25 protein-coding genes are annotated in these 18,602 nt (G+C 48.8%); 20 read left to right on the top strand and 5 right to left on the bottom strand.

The window, feature by feature from the left end:
• Positions 1–67 precede the first annotated feature (67 nt).
• The 3 genes from NQ490_RS12610 to NQ490_RS12600 form a co-directional block, all read right to left on the bottom strand.
• The gene (locus tag NQ490_RS12610; RefSeq protein WP_007046155.1) at positions 68–550 is read right to left on the bottom strand and encodes a hypothetical protein; all 483 of its coding nucleotides are present in this window, start codon (positions 548–550) and stop codon (positions 68–70) included.
• Positions 551–1,000: 450 nt separating this feature from the next.
• Positions 1,001–1,729, bottom strand: a complete 729-nt coding sequence (locus NQ490_RS12605) for an ImmA/IrrE family metallo-endopeptidase (RefSeq protein WP_007046153.1) — start codon at positions 1,727–1,729, stop codon at positions 1,001–1,003.
• Positions 1,726–2,052: a hypothetical protein gene (locus NQ490_RS12600; RefSeq protein WP_005934743.1), complete on the bottom strand. Its 327-nt coding sequence runs from the start codon at positions 2,050–2,052 to the stop codon at positions 1,726–1,728. The genes NQ490_RS12605 and NQ490_RS12600 overlap by 4 nt, the downstream gene beginning before the upstream one ends.
• 203 nt (positions 2,053–2,255) lie before the next feature.
• Here NQ490_RS12600 and NQ490_RS12595 point away from each other — a divergent pair, with 203 nt between their 5' ends.
• The 20 genes from NQ490_RS12595 (at position 2,256) to NQ490_RS12500 (ending at position 17,014) form a co-directional block, all read left to right on the top strand.
• On the top strand, positions 2,256–2,684 hold the full coding sequence (locus NQ490_RS12595; protein WP_005934745.1) for a helix-turn-helix domain-containing protein: 429 nt from the start codon (positions 2,256–2,258) through the stop codon (positions 2,682–2,684).
• 140 nt (positions 2,685–2,824) lie between these two features.
• Complete coding sequence (locus NQ490_RS12590; RefSeq protein ID WP_242654970.1) at positions 2,825–3,289, top strand: ImmA/IrrE family metallo-endopeptidase; 465 nt, start codon at positions 2,825–2,827, stop codon at positions 3,287–3,289.
• Between the two features lie 24 nt (positions 3,290–3,313).
• Positions 3,314–4,138, top strand: a complete 825-nt coding sequence (locus NQ490_RS12585) for a hypothetical protein (protein WP_007046151.1) — start codon at positions 3,314–3,316, stop codon at positions 4,136–4,138.
• A 33-nt stretch (positions 4,139–4,171) separates the two neighbouring features.
• The gene (locus NQ490_RS12580) at positions 4,172–4,477 is read left to right on the top strand and encodes a hypothetical protein (protein WP_007046150.1); all 306 of its coding nucleotides are present in this window, start codon (positions 4,172–4,174) and stop codon (positions 4,475–4,477) included.
• Entirely contained in the window at positions 4,477–5,163 is a 687-nt protein-coding gene (locus NQ490_RS12575; protein ID WP_007046149.1) for an AlkZ-related protein, read from the top strand. The genes NQ490_RS12580 and NQ490_RS12575 overlap by 1 nt, the downstream gene beginning before the upstream one ends.
• Before the next feature lie 4 nt (positions 5,164–5,167).
• Positions 5,168–5,899 (top strand): hypothetical protein, encoded by a 732-nt coding sequence (locus NQ490_RS12570; protein ID WP_006573502.1) that lies wholly within the window; start codon positions 5,168–5,170, stop codon positions 5,897–5,899.
• Positions 5,892–6,371, top strand: a complete 480-nt coding sequence (locus NQ490_RS12565) for a flavodoxin (protein WP_007046148.1) — start codon at positions 5,892–5,894, stop codon at positions 6,369–6,371. Before NQ490_RS12570 ends, NQ490_RS12565 begins: the two co-directional genes overlap by 8 nt.
• Positions 6,372–6,405: 34 nt before the next feature.
• Complete coding sequence (locus NQ490_RS12560) at positions 6,406–6,825, top strand: nuclear transport factor 2 family protein (protein ID WP_007046147.1); 420 nt, start codon at positions 6,406–6,408, stop codon at positions 6,823–6,825.
• A gap of 44 nt (positions 6,826–6,869) precedes the next feature.
• Complete coding sequence (locus NQ490_RS12555; RefSeq protein ID WP_007046146.1) at positions 6,870–7,079, top strand: hypothetical protein; 210 nt, start codon at positions 6,870–6,872, stop codon at positions 7,077–7,079.
• A gap of 20 nt (positions 7,080–7,099) precedes the next feature.
• The gene (locus NQ490_RS12550) at positions 7,100–7,621 is read left to right on the top strand and encodes an SRPBCC family protein (RefSeq protein ID WP_007046145.1); all 522 of its coding nucleotides are present in this window, start codon (positions 7,100–7,102) and stop codon (positions 7,619–7,621) included.
• Between the two features lie 20 nt (positions 7,622–7,641).
• On the top strand, positions 7,642–8,688 hold the full coding sequence (locus NQ490_RS12545) for an O-acetyl-ADP-ribose deacetylase (protein ID WP_007046144.1): 1,047 nt from the start codon (positions 7,642–7,644) through the stop codon (positions 8,686–8,688).
• Between the two features lie 25 nt (positions 8,689–8,713).
• The gene (locus NQ490_RS12540; protein ID WP_007046143.1) at positions 8,714–10,222 is read left to right on the top strand and encodes a Y-family DNA polymerase; all 1,509 of its coding nucleotides are present in this window, start codon (positions 8,714–8,716) and stop codon (positions 10,220–10,222) included.
• Entirely contained in the window at positions 10,219–10,641 is a 423-nt protein-coding gene (locus NQ490_RS12535; RefSeq protein WP_008396798.1) for a hypothetical protein, read from the top strand. Before NQ490_RS12540 ends, NQ490_RS12535 begins: the two co-directional genes overlap by 4 nt.
• A gap of 101 nt (positions 10,642–10,742) precedes the next feature.
• Positions 10,743–11,402 (top strand): vWA domain-containing protein, encoded by a 660-nt coding sequence (locus NQ490_RS12530; protein ID WP_040917494.1) that lies wholly within the window; start codon positions 10,743–10,745, stop codon positions 11,400–11,402.
• Positions 11,399–12,058: an SIMPL domain-containing protein gene (locus NQ490_RS12525; RefSeq protein WP_007046140.1), complete on the top strand. Its 660-nt coding sequence runs from the start codon at positions 11,399–11,401 to the stop codon at positions 12,056–12,058. The genes NQ490_RS12530 and NQ490_RS12525 overlap by 4 nt, the downstream gene beginning before the upstream one ends.
• Positions 12,059–12,294: 236 nt before the next feature.
• Entirely contained in the window at positions 12,295–12,624 is a 330-nt protein-coding gene (locus NQ490_RS12520) for a plasmid mobilization protein (protein ID WP_005934759.1), read from the top strand.
• Positions 12,585–13,949: a relaxase/mobilization nuclease domain-containing protein gene (locus NQ490_RS12515; protein WP_040917493.1), complete on the top strand. Its 1,365-nt coding sequence runs from the start codon at positions 12,585–12,587 to the stop codon at positions 13,947–13,949. Before NQ490_RS12520 ends, NQ490_RS12515 begins: the two co-directional genes overlap by 40 nt.
• A gap of 149 nt (positions 13,950–14,098) precedes the next feature.
• On the top strand, positions 14,099–14,338 hold the full coding sequence (locus NQ490_RS12510; protein WP_007046138.1) for a helix-turn-helix domain-containing protein: 240 nt from the start codon (positions 14,099–14,101) through the stop codon (positions 14,336–14,338).
• Positions 14,339–14,403: 65 nt separating this feature from the next.
• Positions 14,404–15,978, top strand: coding sequence for a type I restriction-modification system subunit M (locus NQ490_RS12505; protein WP_007046137.1), 1,575 nt, complete (start codon positions 14,404–14,406; stop codon positions 15,976–15,978).
• Entirely contained in the window at positions 15,962–17,014 is a 1,053-nt protein-coding gene (locus tag NQ490_RS12500; RefSeq protein WP_007046136.1) for a restriction endonuclease subunit S, read from the top strand. Before NQ490_RS12505 ends, NQ490_RS12500 begins: the two co-directional genes overlap by 17 nt.
• Here NQ490_RS12500 and NQ490_RS12495 read toward each other — a convergent pair.
• On the bottom strand, positions 17,011–17,535 hold the full coding sequence (locus NQ490_RS12495) for a restriction endonuclease subunit S (protein ID WP_007046135.1): 525 nt from the start codon (positions 17,533–17,535) through the stop codon (positions 17,011–17,013). The two genes, NQ490_RS12500 and NQ490_RS12495, sit on opposite strands and share 4 nt — an antisense overlap.
• 9 nt (positions 17,536–17,544) lie before the next feature.
• The gene (gene xerA, locus NQ490_RS12490; RefSeq protein WP_007046134.1) at positions 17,545–18,528 is read right to left on the bottom strand and encodes a site-specific tyrosine recombinase/integron integrase; all 984 of its coding nucleotides are present in this window, start codon (positions 18,526–18,528) and stop codon (positions 17,545–17,547) included.
• Positions 18,529–18,602 lie beyond the last annotated feature (74 nt).

Genomic DNA, 18,602 nt, shown 5'->3' with positions numbered 1-18,602 from the left:
AGTGAAGTGGTCTGATTGACCCTTTCACTTTACAACGGACATCTTTTTGCCGTTTGTTGAGTACCGCTCAAAAAATTCTTTGAAATTTTTTCTGCACCGCTGCTTTGAGGTCAAATGCAGCTCTGATGCCGATGCCTTTCCTTCGGGCAAACTCTCGAAGAGTCAGTCCTTCACGGGTCATCGCAAGATACAATTCGCGCTGCTTCTCGGTCAGAATGGAAAGAAGCTCCTTCTCTTTGAGGGCGGTGATCAGTTCCTCCATGCAGTCGCGGGAGTCTGCCAGCCATGCAGCGGACTTCACATCGTCCTCCGGCATAGCGTCAAGGGACAGCACGGTATCAGAAATTTTCTCTGCGCCGTCCTCATTCTCAGAGGTGTTGTCAGAGCCATACGAGCGTCTGATCCGCTTTTCCTCCGCGCGAAGGATTCTCATAACCTTGCGGTCAACCTCGGAAACTTCGCCGGTTCGTTTCACGCGAACCATGCACTTGCCGTCCTCCGTAGTCCAGAGGTCGTAATCGAACGCGATAGGGGTTTTAGGGATTTTCATTGTTCATCCTTTCCGCTGCGCGGGAGCAGCGGGAAGGGTGAAGACAGAAAAAGAGCCGCATGACGGTGAGGTTTGAATCCCATGCCGATAAAACAGAGTAATTACACTCTGTCTCATGCGGCATTAGGATGACTTCACCTATCAGGCGGCTCCACAGCTCAGCTATGACATATATTTTATTTTAGAACAGAGGCTTGTCCTCTGGTTCTTACTTGGTACGCGGTCGCAGTCTTCTCATATTCAGCACATCAAAGACTGTGATCCGCCCGCATTTCTTGCACTTTGATTCTACATGACCTCTCGTGTCTTCGTAGACAGCAATGGCATTATGCTGACAATAGGGACATTTCAGGTATCGGGGCTTCTGCTGGGAAATGGCAACTCTTGCCCTGCGGATTTTTTCGATCAGCTCCGGCGTCGGTTCCTGAACCCGAATGGATGCTCTCTTCATTACCACACCTCCAATGGGTCAACATACTCACTGAATGGACGATCTACCATGTAGCCGAGCTGACGAAGGCGGATAGACGCCGTTGTCTTGGAGACACCGAACAACCGGCAGAAAAGGCGCAGCGTTAAGTGATCACCATACGAATACCTCCCCTCGTAATTGATCAGCGACGTTTCTGCAAACCGACGCATTGCCAGGTCAACCTCTTTTTGAGGAAGCAGGATCGCCGCGCCCAAGACATTTGCTTGCCACTCGTTCCAGTCCTCGCGGGTTTTCAGCTCTCGCGGCGTATAGGCTGTCCGTGCGGAATATTTCATTTCGCAGGACGCCTTTACCTCTTCCGATTCCAGTTGGAAGAGAATCTGATGGGCGCACTCGTGGGCAAGGGTAAATCTGCGCTTGGCGCAGAGCCGCTGCACGTTTCCGGATCGAATGAAGCTCTCGTCCAAGATGACCTGATTACGCTTCAAAGCCAGTGTGCGCGTAATACCAAGTTCCGTGATCTTGTACTCAGTGTCGGCATAGGCAGTGACACCGCAGATGCTTCCGTCCGGCGAGAGACGGGCGAATGATACGCGAAGACCGAGATAGTTCTTTGCAAACTGATCAATGGGTGTTGGCAAAGCTGATCGGTCGGGCTTGTCAGCCTCATCCCCGAAAAAGAACCGGTTGAAGTCCTTCGTTGTTGAGGCTGCAATTTCTTCAAGTTGGCGCTGGGATAAAATCATGAGCAGTTGTCCTCCTTTGCTTCGACGAACCACTTGTCTCCTTCGTGGAAAAGAAATGACTCCTTTCCGCGAATCTGAACTGTGTAACGGATGCCTCCGCCCCCAACCTTTTTGGATGTGGCGCGGCATTTGTATAGAATCTGGTCGATTTGAAAGATTACACCGTTGTCCCACCAGATAAGGCGAGGAAGGATTGCCCCCTCCTTGTCCACATCCAGCGTAACCGGGACGTATGCTTTTCTGTACTGTGTAGCCATTTCCGTTTTTCTCACTCCTGTTCCCTCATACCGGTGTATGCCGGTACGGATGATCTTCGGCAGCATAAATGCCTGTCCATTTGAACTGCTCAAAAGATGTAACTTTTTCGTGTACAACTACTCATGCCCCTTGACAGGATGAGCAATTCAAGATATACTATGAGTAGTTGGATTGCTCAGTCATTATTATACGCACTTCAAGTGCCTTTGTCAATAGACTTGCGCAATTTGATGTCGCAAACTTTTTGTGAACAGGAGTGATTACCAAAATGACGTTTGGAGAGAAATTCAAGGCTGAACGGGAGAAGCGGAAGCTGACCCAGCAGGAAGTAGCCGATGCACTGGGGATCAACAGGCGTATGATTACCCGGTACGAGAACGGCATTTCCTTTCCCCGTACCAAGGACGCTTACAGAAAAATCGCGGAATACTTCAAGGTGGATGTGAACTATCTGCTGACCGAGGACGAAGAGTTTGTGGTTCAGGCATCCGAGCAGTACGGCTCCCGTGGCATGAAACAGGCAAAGGACCTAATTGAAGGGATGTCCGGCTTGTTTGCGGGCGGTACGCTGTCTGAGCAGGACAAGGATGCGGTGATGAAGGCGTTGCAGGATATATATTGGGAATCCAAAGCCCGGAATGTTGAGAAATACACGCCGAAGAAATACAAGAAGACCGGTACGGACGCAGAGGAATAACTGTCTGCGTCTCGGTTTCTTGACGGATTTACTTTGACTGTTTTCAACATGAAAGGGGTGAAGGTCCCGTGATAATTCGCTCCGAGGAAATATACAAAAAGGCGAACAGTATTGTCAAAAGCTGTGGAACAAGAGATACCTTGAAGATTGCCCGTGAGCTGGGCATTCATCTCCATTTTCTTGACAATCTGAACGATCTGCTCGGAATGTACACCTACCGCCATAAAGAGCGGCATATTCTTCTGAACTCCAACATGGAGTTTCTGATCATGCAAATGGTTTGCGGTCACGAGATCGGGCATGATACCTTTCACCGTGATCTTGCCAAAGGAAACGAACCGCTCCCGGAGTTCGTGCTGTTCGATATGCGCACAAAACACGAATATGAGGCGAATGCGTTTGCCTCACACCTGATCATTGACGATGATGAGCTGATTGACCTGATGAAGCAGGACTACGATGTGGTGCAGCTCTCGGCTGCAATGGGAACAAACATCAACCTGATGCTGATCAAGCTCAACGAACTGAACCGCATGGGCTGGCAGCTCAACTTGCCTTATGTACCGCACTCTGACTTCCTGAAAAATGTCAGACCGGAGGGGTGAATGAGGATGAAGGATAGTAATTAGATGAACAACGACGACTATAAAGAAGCCCTTTTCTATGCCGCTTCCATCTTTAACGAACGCTTGGGGGCAGAGTTCAGTGAGGACAACCTTGTACTGCGCTGCTTTCAGACGGAAAACCAGCAGGAAGTCTTTGAGCAGTTCTGCAAGCAGTATTTCCCTGACCGGCTGGAAGACCGCTATACAGAGGACGGCTATTTTGACTTTCACGCCTCTGCCTTCATCGGCAAAGAAGACGGCGTTGACGGAATCCTGCTGCGGACAGACATAGCGCGTCATCCGGCAGTGTTAAAACACATTCTTCTGCATGAGCTGGCGCATATCTTCTGCATCCGCAACGAGCTTGACGGAGATAACTTCTATGAGCAATACTGTATGGACGATACCATCAGCCGCGAAGAGGACGGAACCATTAACGCCGGTTATGCGGTCTGGCGGGAACTGATTGCGGAGCTGATTGCATTTGAACTGGATGACAACTGTGATATGGTTCCGCTCCGACGCAAGAAAGACCTACTCAGCTATTACGAAGGAGAACTCCTGACCGGCAACGGGAAAATGGGCATCAGCATGATTCTCTGCGAGGCGATGACCAGTGCTGAGGGCGAAGCGTCCATGACATGGGACGCTGCCAAAAGCAAGTTTGCACGGTTCAAGCCCTTTGATGATCCACTGTACAGGGACTTGCTGGAACTGGTCTTCACACACATTAGAGAATGCTTTATCGAGATTGACCGCGACTTTATTTATGAAATTGGAGTTTTGTATCTAAGCATTGCCGCACAAGCGATGATTGCGTCCCTAAAGAACAGATTTCAGGAAGAATAGACAGACCGATAGAGAGAAAGGACGGGCAATGATATGAAATATAAGCTGTTTCGCTCCCCCGGTGATCTGGACAAGGCGGTCCGGAAGCACGAACTGGTTGCCGTGGAGACCGGCAAAAGCATTGATGATGTGGCAGACGCGCTTATCCGTGATGTTCGGGATGATCTTGCGGAAATGCCGGAGTATGCGCACTGTGAAACCGCTGCGTATGCACCGGAACCAATTCAGGAGCATCGCCGCGTAAGACGTTATCAGTATGAGATGATGGGTGTTGTTTACCCGCAGTATGCGGAGAAGAACATCCTGATTGATTATGGCGTGATTGAAGAGGCAGAGTAATGTCAGAGCGAGATGTCGGACAACTGCATAGTGCCGATGACTTGATTGCCGCTGTTGAGCAATACGGCTTTCTGCCCTTCTTTCGGAATGAGATTCACGGCTTCTCCATCGAGGAACTTTGTCCACCTGAGTTATGGTTTGCGGATGATGTAGATGGTCCGTGGGAATGGAAAGGTCCGGCTGCGCGGAGCGGCAAATGTCTCTACGGCAAACTTTTCAACAAGAAAGCTGGATTTGTGAGTCGGGAGTGGATTCCGGACTTTGCGAACTTCCGGCGTGACGGCTATGACTTTGACGCCCGTTGGGATGACGGCTTGGCGTCCTACAAGGACAAGGAGCTTTATGAAGCCATAGACGGTGAAGGCGGGATGCTTTCCAAACGGCTGAAAGAGGCTCTGAACTACCGCAAGGGCGGCAACACCGGTTTTGAGACGTGCATCACGCGGCTGCAAATGCAGAGCTATGTCTGCATCGCGGATTTCGTCTATATGCAGGACAGATACGGAAGACCTTATGGCTGGGGTGTCGCAGAGTATGCGACGCCGGAAGAACTTTTCGGGTACGACCTTATCACATCTGCCTATCAGCGAGACCCGCAGGAATCCAAAGAACGCATTCTAAAACATCTGCAATCACGTCTGCCTAACGCGACCGAAATGCAGCTTGAGAAAATCATAAAGGGGTAACGCAATGGACGATATTATCTTTGAGAAGGATTACCGGGAAACCGAGTCTGCCGAATACGATAAATGGTGCGATGAGGTGTTTGACCGCGCAGTTAATTGTGGTATGCTGAAAGCGTACTCCGAAGCAATGGACAAGATACCAAAGATCATTGTACCGGAGGACAAGAAGAACTACGAGTATCTTCTGGAACGCTGTGATGCGTTTGTCAAGCAACACCGCGGGTATATCAAGGGAATCGTGGACTATCATCGTTGGCACGCGGAAATCAATATGTTTCTTCCGTTTGCGGAGTTCGATGACTCAGAAGACCTTGCATTTTTGAAAGAAATTGCAGAAAAATCGCAAACCGTCTGCTTCTCCCCGGACGAAGAAGGTGGCATTCGCGTTCATATTTTTATCAACTACTTTGAAGAATTGATGTCAGCCGAACACAAGTCATACATCGAATACGATGCTATTATGCAGGACAAGAAACTATCTGAGTTACTTGGCATACCGGAGCTTTCTGACGAGGAAAAAGAACTCGCCCTGAAAATGAAGGGCATACTTGACCGCATTGATGAGGAAACAAGGATTGACCGTACCACGGCTTTTCGAGCCGTGCTTGATAAGATGACAAAAGAGCCGGAAGAAAACTGGTCGCTTCATTATATGGCAACATTGCTGGAAGCTCTGCTATACTTCATGCTGAATGAAGGAAATGAAAAGATTGATGAGGAAGAACACAATGAGTAATAAACTTGTAGCATATTTTTCTGCGTCCGGCGTGACCGCGAAGGTAGCTGAGACGCTGGCAGAGGCAATCGGCGCGGACATCTTTGAGATTGAGCCGAAGGTGCCTTACACGGAAGCCGATCTGAACTGGATGGACAAGAACGCCCGCAGCACGATTGAGATGAACGATCCTGCTTCCCGTCCTGAGATTGCCGTAAAGCGGGACAACATGAAGGACTACGATACCATCTTTGTGGGCTTCCCGATCTGGTGGTACGTTGCGCCGACGATTATCAATACATTTCTTGAGAGCTATGACCTGACCGGCAAGACGGTCATCCCGTTTGCGACCTCCGGAGGAAGCGACATTGGCAAGACGAACGAACGCCTTGCGCCGAGCTGCAAAGGCGCAAAGCTGATGGACGGCAAGGTTTTCAAGGGCTGCGTCGGGCATCAGGAGCTTGCGGCGTGGGTTGAAGGACTTGGACTTTAAGGGGCAGACAAATCGGAAGTTGTGGAGGTGCTTTATGAACGAGAGAGAAAGAATTATCCGATTATGGTTTGATATGTGGATTAAGAAAGCAGATTTAGGAATTGACAATATTTTTACAGATGATGTTGTATATACTGAGAGTTGGAGTCCTAAATATGAAAACCGCAAAACGGTAAAGCACTGGTTTGACGAATGGAATACACGCGGAAGTGTTCTTGTCTGGGAGATTAAGCAATTTTTTCATCAAGGCAATCAAACAATCGTGGAGTGGTATTTTAAAAACAAAATGAATAATGGAAATGTTGAAGAATTTGACGGAATATCTTTAATTGTATGGACACAGGATAACAAAATAAAATCATTAAAAGAGTTTGGTTGCAATCTTCATAATTACAATCCATATCGAGATAGTGATATTCCCGTATTTCGAGAAGAAAAAGCAAATTGGTTTTGAGAGGACTATAAATTCCAGTTTAACGAACAGGAGATGATGAACGCATGAAAATCCTACATGAACTTTCTTGGCTATGGGAAACGCTGGGCATTGCGCTTGTTGCTGCGGCTGTCTGCATGGCTTGCACTGCTCTGATTGGCAAGGCAGCAAAGAAGAAACTCAGCAAAAAGTTGTTGGCGGTCATAGGGGCTGCGGCATTTGTGGGCGCGATTCTGGCGGTCATTCTGATCGCCCGGACACCGATGCCGCTTTGACAGAATAGGAGAAACTGACAATGATTGTTCTTACAGAGCAGATAGAGATTCCGGCTTCCTATGAAAAATTAAAGGCATGGACTGCTAACTTTGAGGAAGAGTTTGTGAAATGGAGTCCCTACCACATCGAATGTAATCTCTATAACGGGAACTATCATGCGGGAAGCAAGGTCCGCTTCCGCGAGATTGTTATGGGGCTGGACTACGATGTGACAGGCTCGATTACGGAATGCGAACAGGATGAGAACCACTTCCGCATTGTATTCCGGAGCGACAAGAAAACAGCGTTCATCATCTTTGAAGGAAAAAGAACTGAAACAGGATGCCATTTCTCTCACACCGAGGCTTTCGGCATGACCACGCCGGTAATTGGGGCGATCATGAACTTTCTGATCTTCAAGGTGTTTTTCAGGAAAAAGGCAAACTGGCAGCTTATCCGGGATGATATGATTCTGGATAACAGGTATTTATATGACATTCTGACCGAGGGAAAATACCCGGAAAGAATCCCGATGGACAAGCTGCTGACCGGCGCGAAGTAACCGAATGGGAGGGCTTGATCATGCCGCTTCAAATCGTCAGAAATGACATCACAAAAATGAAGGTGGACGCCATCGTCAATGCTGCCAACGAGTCGCTGCTGGGTGGCGGCGGTGTGGACGGCTGCATTCATCGCGCTGCAGGACCGGAGCTGCTGGCGGAATGTGAAACGCTCCACGGCTGCAAAACCGGGAGCGCAAAAATCACGAAGGGCTACAAGCTGCCCTGCAAATATGTCATTCACGCAGTCGGTCCGCGCTGGTATGACGGGCGGCACGGTGAGTGCGAACTGCTGATCTCCTGCTATCGGACATCGCTCATGCTGGCGAAGAAATACGGATGCGAGTCGGTTGCGTTCCCGCTGATTTCCTCCGGCATTTTCGGCTATCCGAAGGATCAGGCTCTCAAAGTGGCGATTGACACCATCAGCAGTTTCCTTCTTGAAAACGAAATGACGGTGTACATCGTCATTTTCGACCGCAAAGCCTATCAGATCAGCGGCAAGCTGTTTGCCGACATTGCAGCGTACATAGACGACCGCTATGTGGATGAGCATACCGATCCTCGTTCTGAGCGGCTGCGCAGAATGAGTGCCTTCCGGATGGAAGAGCCGATGCCTTGCGAGTCATCCGTCTGCGATGAAGATGCAATCGAACAGCTCATCCCTCCTGTCTCTGTGGCGGCTGCTCCTAAAAAGGCGGCAACTCTCGACGATGCACTGGAACAGATCGATGAGAGCTTTTCCGAGATGCTGCTGCGGAAGATTGACGAACGCGGCATGACGGACGCGCAGTGCTACAAGAAGGCAAATATTGACCGGAAACTCTTCTCGAAGATCCGCTCGGACAAGTCCTACAAGCCTTCCAAGCCCACCGTCATTGCATTTGCCATCGCTCTTGAGCTGCCACTTTCCGAAATGAAGGATATGCTCATGAAGGCGGGCTTTGCACTTTCCCACTCCAACAAGTTTGACATCATCGTGGAGTATTTCGTGGAGCATGGGAACTATAACGTCTTTGAGATCAACGAGGCTCTGTTTGCTTTTGACCAGAGCTTGATAGGAGCATAATCTGACTATGAAGGAGGCTTAGAAGATGAAACAACACACCTATATCGCAATCGACCTGAAATCTTTCTACGCCTCCGTGGAGTGCCGGGAGCGCGGCTTAGATCCTCTGGACACAAACCTCGTTGTTGCAGATGAGAGCCGGACGGATAAGACCATCTGCCTTGCCGTTACTCCCTCTCTCAAGAGCTACGGCATCTCCGGACGCGGGCGGCTATTTGAAGTCAAACAGCGCGTGAAGGAAGCGAATGCCGGACGGCAGCACGACGCACCGGGACGCAGACTGGACGGCACATCGCACTTCTTCTCGGAGCTGCAAGCAAACCCGTCTCTGTCGATTGACTTCATCATCGCGCCGCCTCGGATGGCGTACTACATGGAGTACAGCACCCGCATCTATCAGGTTTATCTCAAGTATATTGCCCCGGAAGATATTGTGGTCTACTCCATCGACGAGGTGTTCATGGACGTGACGGACTACCTGAATACCTACAAGCTCTCAGCACATGACCTCGCCATGAAGATCATCCTCGACGTGCTTGAGACAACCGGCATCACGGCAACCGCTGGGATTGGGACGAATCTCTTTCTCTGCAAGGTGGCAATGGACATTGTGGCGAAACACATCCCCGCCGACAAAAACGGCGTCCGCATTGCGGAGCTGGATGAAATGAAGTTCCGGCGTGAGCTTTGGGCGCACCAGCCTCTCACGGATTTCTGGCGCGTGGGTCGAGGTATTGCGAAAAAACTTGAGCAGAACGGGATGTTCACAATGGGCGATGTTGCCCTCTGTTCAGAGCGGAATGAGGACTTGCTTTATAAGCTGTTCGGCAAGAATGCGGAATTGCTCATCGACCATGCGTGGGGCTGGGAACCGACCACCATTGAAGCAATCAAGGCGTACCGCCCCAGCTCCAACAGCCTCAGCTCCGGTCAGGTTTTGCACTGCCCCTATGAGGCAGATAAAGCGAAGCTCGTCATCCGCGAGATGACGGACTTGCTTGTGCTGGACTTGGTGGACAAGGGGCTTGTTACCGACCAGATGGTTCTCACAGTCGGCTACGACATTGAGAACCTGACCGATCCGGCACGACGGGCAAAGTATCACGGCGCGGTTGAGACAGATCATTATGGGAGGCAGATTCCGAAACAGGCGCACGGCTCTATCAATCTCGACGGTCACACATCATCTACTCGCAAAATAATGTGTGCTGTGTCAGAACTCTTCGACCGGATCGTGGATAAGAATCTGCTCGTCCGCCGTATGTATGTTGTGGCAAATCACGTCCTGCCGGAAGCGGACACGCCGAAGAAAAATGACGGGGTTGTCCAGCTCGACCTCTTTACCGACTATGCCGCCGAAGAGGAAAAGCAGAAAGCCGAAGATGCCGCTTTGGAGCGTGAGCGGAAGATACAAGCCGCCACGCTTGCCATCAAGAAGAAGTATGGAAAGAACGCCATCCTCAAGGCAATGAATCTTGAAGAAGGTGCAACCGCGAAAGACCGCAATGCGCAGATTGGAGGGCATAAGGCGTGAACGGAAAATACGACGAGATCATGGGACTTCCTCACCACGTTTCCAAAACGCGACCACAAATGCCGATGTCAGATCGTGCAGCGCAGTTTGCGCCCTTTGCCGCCCTCACCGGCTATGATTCTGCAATCAAGGAAACCGGACGTCTGACCGACGAAAGGATTGAGCTTGATGAGGGAGCCTTGACCGCTTTGAACATGAGGTATCAGCTCCTCATGGATGCCCTTGATGAAGAGCCGGAGGTTGAAATAACCTACTTCAAACCTGATGAGCGCAAAGCTGGCGGTGCGTATGTAACTGCAACCGGCGCAGTCATAAAGGTTGATGACTTTGAGCGCCTGATTACCATGCAGGACGGCACGAAGATTCCGATGGATGACATCCTAAGCATTGACGGAGAGCTGTTCTTGTCCTTAGAATAATGTCGCTTGCCATACGACCAAATGAAGTGAATACCGAAGTACAATATGACTGTAAGGTGAGACACCAAGCAGTCATATTTTTATATACGGAGGTACAAAACATGAGAAAGAACTTGACGGAGATCGTATTCATCCTTGATCGCAGCGGCTCTATGAGCGGACTGGAAACAGACACCATCGGAGGATTCAACTCCATGATTGAAAAGCAGAAAAAAGAGAATGGCGAGGCATTGATCTCTACCGTTCTCTTTGACAACGTGAGCGAGGTTATCCATGACCGTGTGCCGGTTCAGAAGGTGGAGCCGATGACCGACAGGGACTATTCCGTTCGCGGCTGCACCGCGCTTCTGGATGCTATCGGCGGAGCGATTCATCACATTGGGAATGTCCACAAGTACGCAAGAAATGAGGATGTCCCTGAACATACGCTGTTCGTCATCACAACGGACGGCATGGAGAATGCAAGCCGCCGTTATGACAGCGAGACAGTTAAGAAAATGATCGAGCGGCAGAAGGAAAAGTACGGCTGGGAGTTTCTATTCCTCGGCGCAAATATTGACGCAGTTGAAACGGCAAAGCACTTCGGTATTGGAGCAGACCGAGCGGTCAATTATCACTCTGACCATAAGGGAACGCAGCTCAACTATGAGGTTCTGAGCGAAGCGGTTTCTGCTGTCCGTTGCAGCGTACCACTGGGTACGAATTGGAAAAAGCGTATTGATGAGGACTTTAATTCCAGAAAGGACGGGAGAAAGCAATGAGAACGATCACCGTAAAAGGGACAGGCAATGTCTCCGCAAGACCGGATTACATCATCCTCTCCTTGAACATTGAAACCTTATCTAAAACCTATGACCGTGCAATGTCGGAAGCTACCGAGAGAATCGAAAGACTGCAAGGTGCCGCAGTCTGCGTTGGGTATCACAAAGAAGACTTGAAAACCACGAGCTTTGATGTCCAGACAAGGTACGAGAACGTCAAGGATCGGCAAGGAAATTACAAGCGAGAGTTTGTCGGATATGCTTGCAGCTATCGCTTGAAACTTGCATTTGACTTTGACAGCAAACAGCTTGCAAAGGTCATTTCTGCGATTGCGGATTGCGGTGCAAAGCCGGAACTCAGTATCGCATTCACTGTAAGAAACCCATCAGCGGTCAGCGAAAAGCTGCTGATCAGCGCGACGGAGAACGCCAGAGCGAAGGCGGAGATTCTTTGCAAAGCATCAGGAAGTACGCTTGGGCAGTTGCTCAACATCGACTACAACTGGGGCGAACTCAATGTGTATTCCAGAACGAGCTACGAGGTTGAAGACTGCATTCAGCCTCTTATGGCGATGAGTAAATGCTCTGCGCCGGAGATCGAGCCGGACGATATTGACGTGTCGGACACCGTGGCTTTCACATGGGAAATCCAATGATTTTTTGACTTTTTTGAAATCCGGTACTCAACAAACGCTCTTATTGTGTCCGTTGTAAAGTGAAGGGACATTTCACGGAGGAATCTTCGGGGAATACGATTTTGGGAGATTAGCAAGCAAATCCGGTGAGTACCCACCGGAGAAAAATCAGTTAAGGGGACCCTGCCCTTAACATCAGATTTTTGCTTGTTGGGATAGCCCCAAACCCTTCTAATCTTTACGACGGAGGGCGCAGCATGGTACGAAGAACACGAGACATTCAGAAGAAGATTTGGCTGACACCGCAGGAAGAACGGACGATTGCAAAGAAGATGGAGATGATCGGCACGGAGAACTTCGGTGCGTATGCAAGGAAGATGCTGATCGACGGCTACATCATCGTTGTGGACTACACGGAGCAGAAAAAGCTCGCCGCCGAAATCAACAAGATCGGTGTGAACATCAATACCGTCTGCCGCAGGATCAACTCGACGGGACGATTCTATCAGGACGATATTGACGAGCTGAAAGAAAAGATGGATGCAGTATGGCAGTTACTAAAATCAAAGCAATCCGAGGAACTTTGAGCAAGGCAATCGCGTACATTCTGAATCCCGAAAAGACCGACGAGAAGCTGCTGGTCTCGTCCTACGGCTGTGCCAGCGAGACCGCAGCGCGGGAATTTGAGTGGACGCGGAAAATAGCCGAGCAAAAAGGGATGAATCCGGTCAGGATCATAGCCCGTCATGTGATCCAGTCCTTTGAAATTGGAGAGGTCACACCGGAGCTTGCCCACGAGATCGGCAAGCAGTTTGCAGATGAAATCCTCGGTGGAAAATATGAGTATGTGCTGACCACTCACATTGACAAGGATCATGTTCATAACCACCTGATTTTCAATGCGGTTGACTTCATGGACTACCACGCATACAAGAGCTACAAGCGGATTTACTATGATATGCGTGAGGTCAGCGACCGGCTCTGTAAGGAAAACGGTCTCTCTGTTATCCCTCCCTCTCAGAACAAGGGCATGGGCTACAAGGAGTACACCGAAGCCAAACGCGGCACGAGCTGGAAGCAAAAGTTCAAGCAAACCATCGACCGGCTTGTCATCACAGCCAAGGACTACGATGATTTTCTGCGGCTTATGCAGGAAGCCGGTTATGAAATTAAGACCGGCAAATACATCTCCTTCCGCGCTGAAGGTCAGGAGCGGTTTACCCGTTCTAAGACCATCGGAGAGAACTACACCGAGGAACGCATCAAGGAGCGTATTGCCGGACGGACGCCCCGAAGAAGTCAGAGACAAGCCACGCCGAAGGGCATCTCTCTTATCGGAGATATTCAGGCGCGGATCAGGCTCATCGACAGCAAGGGTTACGAGCATAAAGCAAAGCTCACTATCCTCAAGGAAGCGGCACGGACACTCAACTATCTCACGGAAAACAACTTGCTTCAATACGCCGATCTTGAGAAGAAGGTCGAGGATGTTCACAGCTCCTATGACCGTACCGGCAAGGAACTGAAAGGCGTTGAAGCACGTCTGCGGGAAGTCCAGCCGCTTATCAAAAACATCTCCAACTACCAGCGCCTCAAGCCCGTATATGACGCATTCCAGAAGGCAAAAGATAAGCCGGGTTTCAAAGCAAAGCACGAAGCCGAGCTTGTGATCTTTGAGGCAGCGAGAAGCACATTACTTGCCATGCAGGGCGATGAAAAACTGCCGAGCTTGAAGACACTGCAAGCGGAACAGCAGCGACTTCTTGAAGAGCAACAGCGGCTCTATGATGAACGTGTGAAGCTCAAAAAAGAAGTAAAGCAAATAGAGACGATCAAGTCTAATGTTGATACGTTTCTCGCTCCTTCTGTTGACCATGACCGTGATCATCTGCGCAGCACACAGCGCGAATAGTCCTTTCAAAAGCAGGGCATCTCCTGTTGACCGGAGATGCCCTGCATCCTTAAGAGAAGGTTCGAGAAGTTGAAACTTTTTCTTTAATTTCTGCATCAACGGATTGCTTTTGAGAACGAAATCCAGTATAATATTATAAGCGATGTTGAATGCAAGCAAGCGAAAGGATGGTTGCCGTGCGCATAAGCTATAAGAAACTATGGATGCTTCTTCTGGAACGCGACATAAAGAAGGCTTCTCTACGACATGAAATAGGGCTGTCTGCCGGAACATGGACAAAACTGAATAAGGGGGAAGAAGTGTCCCTCTCTATTTTGCTGCGCATTTGTGATTACTTGAACTGTGACATCGGAGATATATGTGAGGCTGTGCGAACGGACAAGAACTGAGTCCGGTTTTTCGTACAGCTCTTTTTGTAAAATAGGTTAGATAAATACACAGGGAGGATTTTGATATGGCACGAGCCGCATCGGCACCGAAGAAGGAGATTTCTATGGAGGAAGCTCTGTGGAAGTCCGCAGATAAACTCCGTGGTTCTGTCGAGCCAGCAGAATATAAACACGTCGTTCTCAGTCTCTTCTTTTTGAAGTTTGCCAGCGATAAGTTTGAGGCACAAAGGAAAGCTATTTCTGAAAAATACGGTGAGAAGTTTGTTGACAATGTTGCCTTCTATACGAAGGATAATGTATTCTTCCTGCCTGAGATCAGCCGTTGGTCTTTCATCATGGAGAATGCGAAACAGGATGACATTGCGCTGAAAATCGACACCGCCCTCTATACGATTGAGAAAGCGAATCCCGCACTGAAAGGCGCACTGCCGGACAACTACTACTCACGTCTTCACATCGACACAGCAAAGCTGGCATCACTGCTGGACGAGATTGATAAGATCAACACCGGCGATAAAGAGAATGACATTATCGGGCGGGTCTACGAATACTTCCTGAGCAAGTTTGCTCTTGCGGAAGGCAAGGGCAAGGGCGAGTTCTATACGCCGAAGTGTATTGTCAATTTGATTGCAGAAATGATTGAACCGTATGATGGCATTCTGTACGACCCTTGTTGCGGTTCTGGCGGTATGTTCGTGCAGTCAATGAAGTTCGTGGAGGCACATCACGGCAACAAGAAGAAGGTCTCTATCTATGGTCAGGAATATACAAACACGACGTACAAGCTGTGCAAAATGAATCTGGCTATTCGCGGCATCTCTGCAAACCTCGGAGAAATGGCAGCGAACACATTCACCAATGACCAGCACAAGGACCTCAAGGCAGATTACATTATGGCAAACCCGCCTTTTAATCAGAAAGAATGGCGTGGTGATAATGAGCTGATTGATGATCCGCGCTGGGACGGCTATGAAGTTCCGCCCACGAGCAACGCAAACTATGGCTGGATTCTGAACATTGTTTCAAAGCTCTCTCAGAACGGTGTTGCCGGTTTCCTGCTTGCAAACGGCGCACTATCTGACGATGGTACAGAGTTAAAAATCCGCCGTCAGCTTATAGAGAACAATCTCGTCGAGGCAATCATTATCCTTCCCCGAAACCTCTTCTACACCACGGACATCAGCGTTACGCTTTGGATTCTGAACAAGAATAAAAAGGCTCGTGTGGTTGAAGAAACCGGTGAAGTAAAACGCTTCCGTAACCGTGAGCGCGAGATCCTTTTCATGGACTTGCGGCAAATGGGAAGCCCTTATGAAAAGAAGTATATTGAACTGACAGAAGAAGACCGTGCAAAAGTCACGGGCGTCTATCACGCATGGCAGCAGGAAGGCTATGAAGAAACTTATCAGAATGTGCCTGAATTTTGTTACAGCGCATCCTTCGATGAGGTTGCTGAAAAGGGCTTTACCCTTGTTCCGAGCCGTTACATTGAGTTTGTAAACCGCGATGAGAACATCGACTTTGATACGAAAATGAAGGCGCTGCAAAGTGAACTGCGTGATCTGCTCATTGCAGAAGAAAAGTCAAAGGCAGACCTGTTGACCGTGTTTAAGGAGCTGGGCTATGAAATCGAATTATGAACCTCTTGGTAAACACATTCGGCTTGTTGATTATCGAAACTCCGAGGAAGTCACCAGCACTGTTCTTGGCATAAGCATCGACAAAGAGTTTATGCCTTCCGTCGCAAATGTAATTGGCACAGATTTGAGTCGGTATAAACTGATCAGCAAGGGGCTATTTGCCTGTAACCCAATGCACGTTGGACGCGATGAACGTCTTCCGATTGCGCTCTATGAGAAAGACAACGCCGCAATAGTTTCTCCGGCGTATTTCATGTTTGAGATTATTGACCGCGATGTCTTAAATGAAGAGTATTTGATGATGTGGTTTCGTAGACCGGAGTTTGACCGTGAATGCTGGTTCATGACGGATGGCAGTGTTCGTGGCGGCATCTCATGGGATGATCTTTGCCGCATTCAGCTCCCGGTTCCTCCCTACGAGCGGCAGCTTGATGTAGTAGAATCCTATCGAGCAATCACAAGGCGAATTGCTATGAAGAAGGAGATAAATGATAATTTAGAAGCGGTACTGGCGGCGTCGCATTCTAAGATGTTTTTTTCAAAAGACACATCAGAACACTCCAAATTGGGTGAGCTAATGACTTTCGGTAACGGAAAATCGCGCCCGAAAACAGATGGACCTATCCCTGTTTACGGAGGAAATGGCGTTCTTTCCTACACAGACCATCACAACATTGAAAACGCAGTCCTAATCGGTCGTGTTGGTGCATATTGCGGAAGCGTTTACCTTGAACAAGGAATATGCTGGGTAAGCGACAATGCAATTTTCGCAAAATCAAAAATCACAAAGGATGAGTTTTTCGATTATTTCCTTTTGAAGAGACTGAATCTTTTCAATCACCACGTTGGAACTGGTCAGCAGTTGCTCACGCAGGAAATCTTAAATAATATAGAAGTTCCAAAGCCGGTCACTGAACAGATAGAACTCTTTAATCGAAAAGCTACATCAATTTTTGAAACCATTTTCACAAACAGCCGTGAGATCATTCGGCTTCAAGAGCTATCTGATTTGCTGCTTTCTCGATTGGCTGGCTAAGCCGCTAAATTATCATTTATCTTCCGCTTGAGTTCAATCCGATCCGTAATCGTATTGTATGCCTTTACAATGCTGCGTTGCTTCTCGATAGAGGGGACAGGCAGTTCAACCTTGCACATTTCATCCCAGTCCATAATTTCCCGGACGCTGCCGTGAGACTTAAAACGTGCATAACGATCAAACTCCGGTCTGCTGAACCAGAGCATTAGGTATTCGGGCAGTAGCTCGTTTTCATCTTTCACTTCAAAAACGGTATAGATATTGCTGACAAGCCCCTCATCATAATCCGTTAGAAGAGCAATACCAATTTTGTCTCCACGCCGAGAAGTATCTGGAATGTAGGTAAACTGCCCCCGTTTGACTACCTTGTATTTCGTAAAGTCGGTACCAACCGTGTTTGCAATAGAGGGAATGAACATCTTTTGGACGGAAACACCTAAAAGGTTTTCCTCTTTTCCGTCTGTGTTCCTGACATCGACTTGGCGAATGAAGTCTCCAAGCAGCCTATATCCTTCTTTCATTGTGACACCTCACCCTATGTATTTTCTGTGTGCCAGCTTGACGTTTTGCTGTTTGACCATAGCATAGTGCATGGTCGTGTCGATCTTCTGATGCCCTAAGAGCTGCTGGACTTGCTCTATGGGCATTCCTTTATCTATGGCTGATGTTGCCAATGTTCTTCGGAACTTATGTGGGTGGACACGAGGCAAATCCAGTCGTCGTCCCAACTCCCGCAATCGTCTTTCAATACCGCCGATCTGTAACCGCCCATGTGGGGATGCCAGAGAAACAAACAAAGCGGGATTGCTGTCACTACGGCTCTCCAAATAGTTTTGAAGGTGAATCTTCGTCCTGGCATCGAAGTAAACGATTCTTTCCTTGCTGCCTTTTCCGAACACTACGCATTCGCGCTCGTTGAAATTGATGTCATCTCTGTTGAGTGCGCTCATTTCTCCGACACGCATTCCAGAGGATGCCAACAGATCAATCATGGCGAGATCACGGATAGAAGAGCAGTTATCTCGCATGATCTCCAAAGTCTCGTCTGAATAAGTCTCTTTGATTACCTTTGCCGTTTTGACCTTATGTATGCGGCGAACCGGACTTTTCACGATATGATCTTCATCCTCCATCCACGAGAAGTAGCTGGATAGAATCCTGCGAATGTTATCAATCGTGACCTTGCTGGATTTTCTTTGCGTTTGGTAGTCCGTGAGATACCTGCGCAAGTCTTCTGTGGTGATTTCCTGCGCCAATTTTCCAATGCCGGACAGCATTGCAAAGATGGTCTGGCGATAGTAGTTCAGCGTTTTTTCCGAGCAGCCCTCAATTCGCTTGGCTGTGATAAACAAGGAAACCGTGTCTACGCTTTCACTTACATCAGCAGCTTTGTCTCGATGGACTGTTACGCCGGTCAGTGCCTTCTCAAGTACAGCTTTAAGCTGCTTGAGCTGTGCATTGTTCAGATACGGAAGCATCTGCCGCTGCACTTCTTGAATTAGATGTTCTTTCATTGTCGTTTCTCCTTTGTTTTAACTCAGAGAACGACAATCAGTGGCAGTTCCTTGTGGTAAAACTCTCGCCACTG

The sequence above is a fragment of the Subdoligranulum variabile genome, from assembly GCF_025152575.1.
Taxonomy (GTDB): Bacteria; Bacillota; Clostridia; order Oscillospirales; family Ruminococcaceae; genus Gemmiger; species Gemmiger variabilis.
Note: the sequence above shows the minus strand (reverse complement) of the source record. Positions and strands in the feature narration are given on the sequence as shown.

Bases quoted from the DNA above. Each gene is read 5' to 3' on its own strand.
- NQ490_RS12610 (WP_007046155.1), bottom strand. From the start codon at position 550: ATGAAAATCCCTAAAACCCCTATCGCGTTCGATTACGACCTCTGGACT.
- NQ490_RS12605 (WP_007046153.1), bottom strand. From the start codon at position 1,729: ATGATTTTATCCCAGCGCCAACTTGAAGAAATTGCAGCCTCAACAACG.
- NQ490_RS12600 (WP_005934743.1), bottom strand. From the start codon at position 2,052: ATGCTGCCGAAGATCATCCGTACCGGCATACACCGGTATGAGGGAACA.
- NQ490_RS12595 (WP_005934745.1), top strand. From the start codon at position 2,256: ATGACGTTTGGAGAGAAATTCAAGGCTGAACGGGAGAAGCGGAAGCTG.
- NQ490_RS12585 (WP_007046151.1), top strand. From the start codon at position 3,314: ATGAACAACGACGACTATAAAGAAGCCCTTTTCTATGCCGCTTCCATC.
- NQ490_RS12580 (WP_007046150.1), top strand. From the start codon at position 4,172: ATGAAATATAAGCTGTTTCGCTCCCCCGGTGATCTGGACAAGGCGGTC.
- NQ490_RS12575 (WP_007046149.1), top strand. From the start codon at position 4,477: ATGTCAGAGCGAGATGTCGGACAACTGCATAGTGCCGATGACTTGATT.
- NQ490_RS12570 (WP_006573502.1), top strand. From the start codon at position 5,168: ATGGACGATATTATCTTTGAGAAGGATTACCGGGAAACCGAGTCTGCC.
- NQ490_RS12565 (WP_007046148.1), top strand. From the start codon at position 5,892: ATGAGTAATAAACTTGTAGCATATTTTTCTGCGTCCGGCGTGACCGCG.
- NQ490_RS12560 (WP_007046147.1), top strand. From the start codon at position 6,406: ATGAACGAGAGAGAAAGAATTATCCGATTATGGTTTGATATGTGGATT.
- NQ490_RS12555 (WP_007046146.1), top strand. From the start codon at position 6,870: ATGAAAATCCTACATGAACTTTCTTGGCTATGGGAAACGCTGGGCATT.
- NQ490_RS12550 (WP_007046145.1), top strand. From the start codon at position 7,100: ATGATTGTTCTTACAGAGCAGATAGAGATTCCGGCTTCCTATGAAAAA.
- NQ490_RS12545 (WP_007046144.1), top strand. From the start codon at position 7,642: ATGCCGCTTCAAATCGTCAGAAATGACATCACAAAAATGAAGGTGGAC.
- NQ490_RS12540 (WP_007046143.1), top strand. From the start codon at position 8,714: ATGAAACAACACACCTATATCGCAATCGACCTGAAATCTTTCTACGCC.
- NQ490_RS12530 (WP_040917494.1), top strand. From the start codon at position 10,743: ATGAGAAAGAACTTGACGGAGATCGTATTCATCCTTGATCGCAGCGGC.
- NQ490_RS12525 (WP_007046140.1), top strand. From the start codon at position 11,399: ATGAGAACGATCACCGTAAAAGGGACAGGCAATGTCTCCGCAAGACCG.
- NQ490_RS12520 (WP_005934759.1), top strand. From the start codon at position 12,295: ATGGTACGAAGAACACGAGACATTCAGAAGAAGATTTGGCTGACACCG.
- NQ490_RS12515 (WP_040917493.1), top strand. From the start codon at position 12,585: ATGGCAGTTACTAAAATCAAAGCAATCCGAGGAACTTTGAGCAAGGCA.
- NQ490_RS12510 (WP_007046138.1), top strand. From the start codon at position 14,099: ATGCAAGCAAGCGAAAGGATGGTTGCCGTGCGCATAAGCTATAAGAAA.
- NQ490_RS12505 (WP_007046137.1), top strand. From the start codon at position 14,404: ATGGCACGAGCCGCATCGGCACCGAAGAAGGAGATTTCTATGGAGGAA.
- NQ490_RS12500 (WP_007046136.1), top strand. From the start codon at position 15,962: ATGAAATCGAATTATGAACCTCTTGGTAAACACATTCGGCTTGTTGAT.
- NQ490_RS12495 (WP_007046135.1), bottom strand. From the start codon at position 17,535: ATGAAAGAAGGATATAGGCTGCTTGGAGACTTCATTCGCCAAGTCGAT.
- xerA (WP_007046134.1), bottom strand. From the start codon at position 18,528: ATGAAAGAACATCTAATTCAAGAAGTGCAGCGGCAGATGCTTCCGTAT.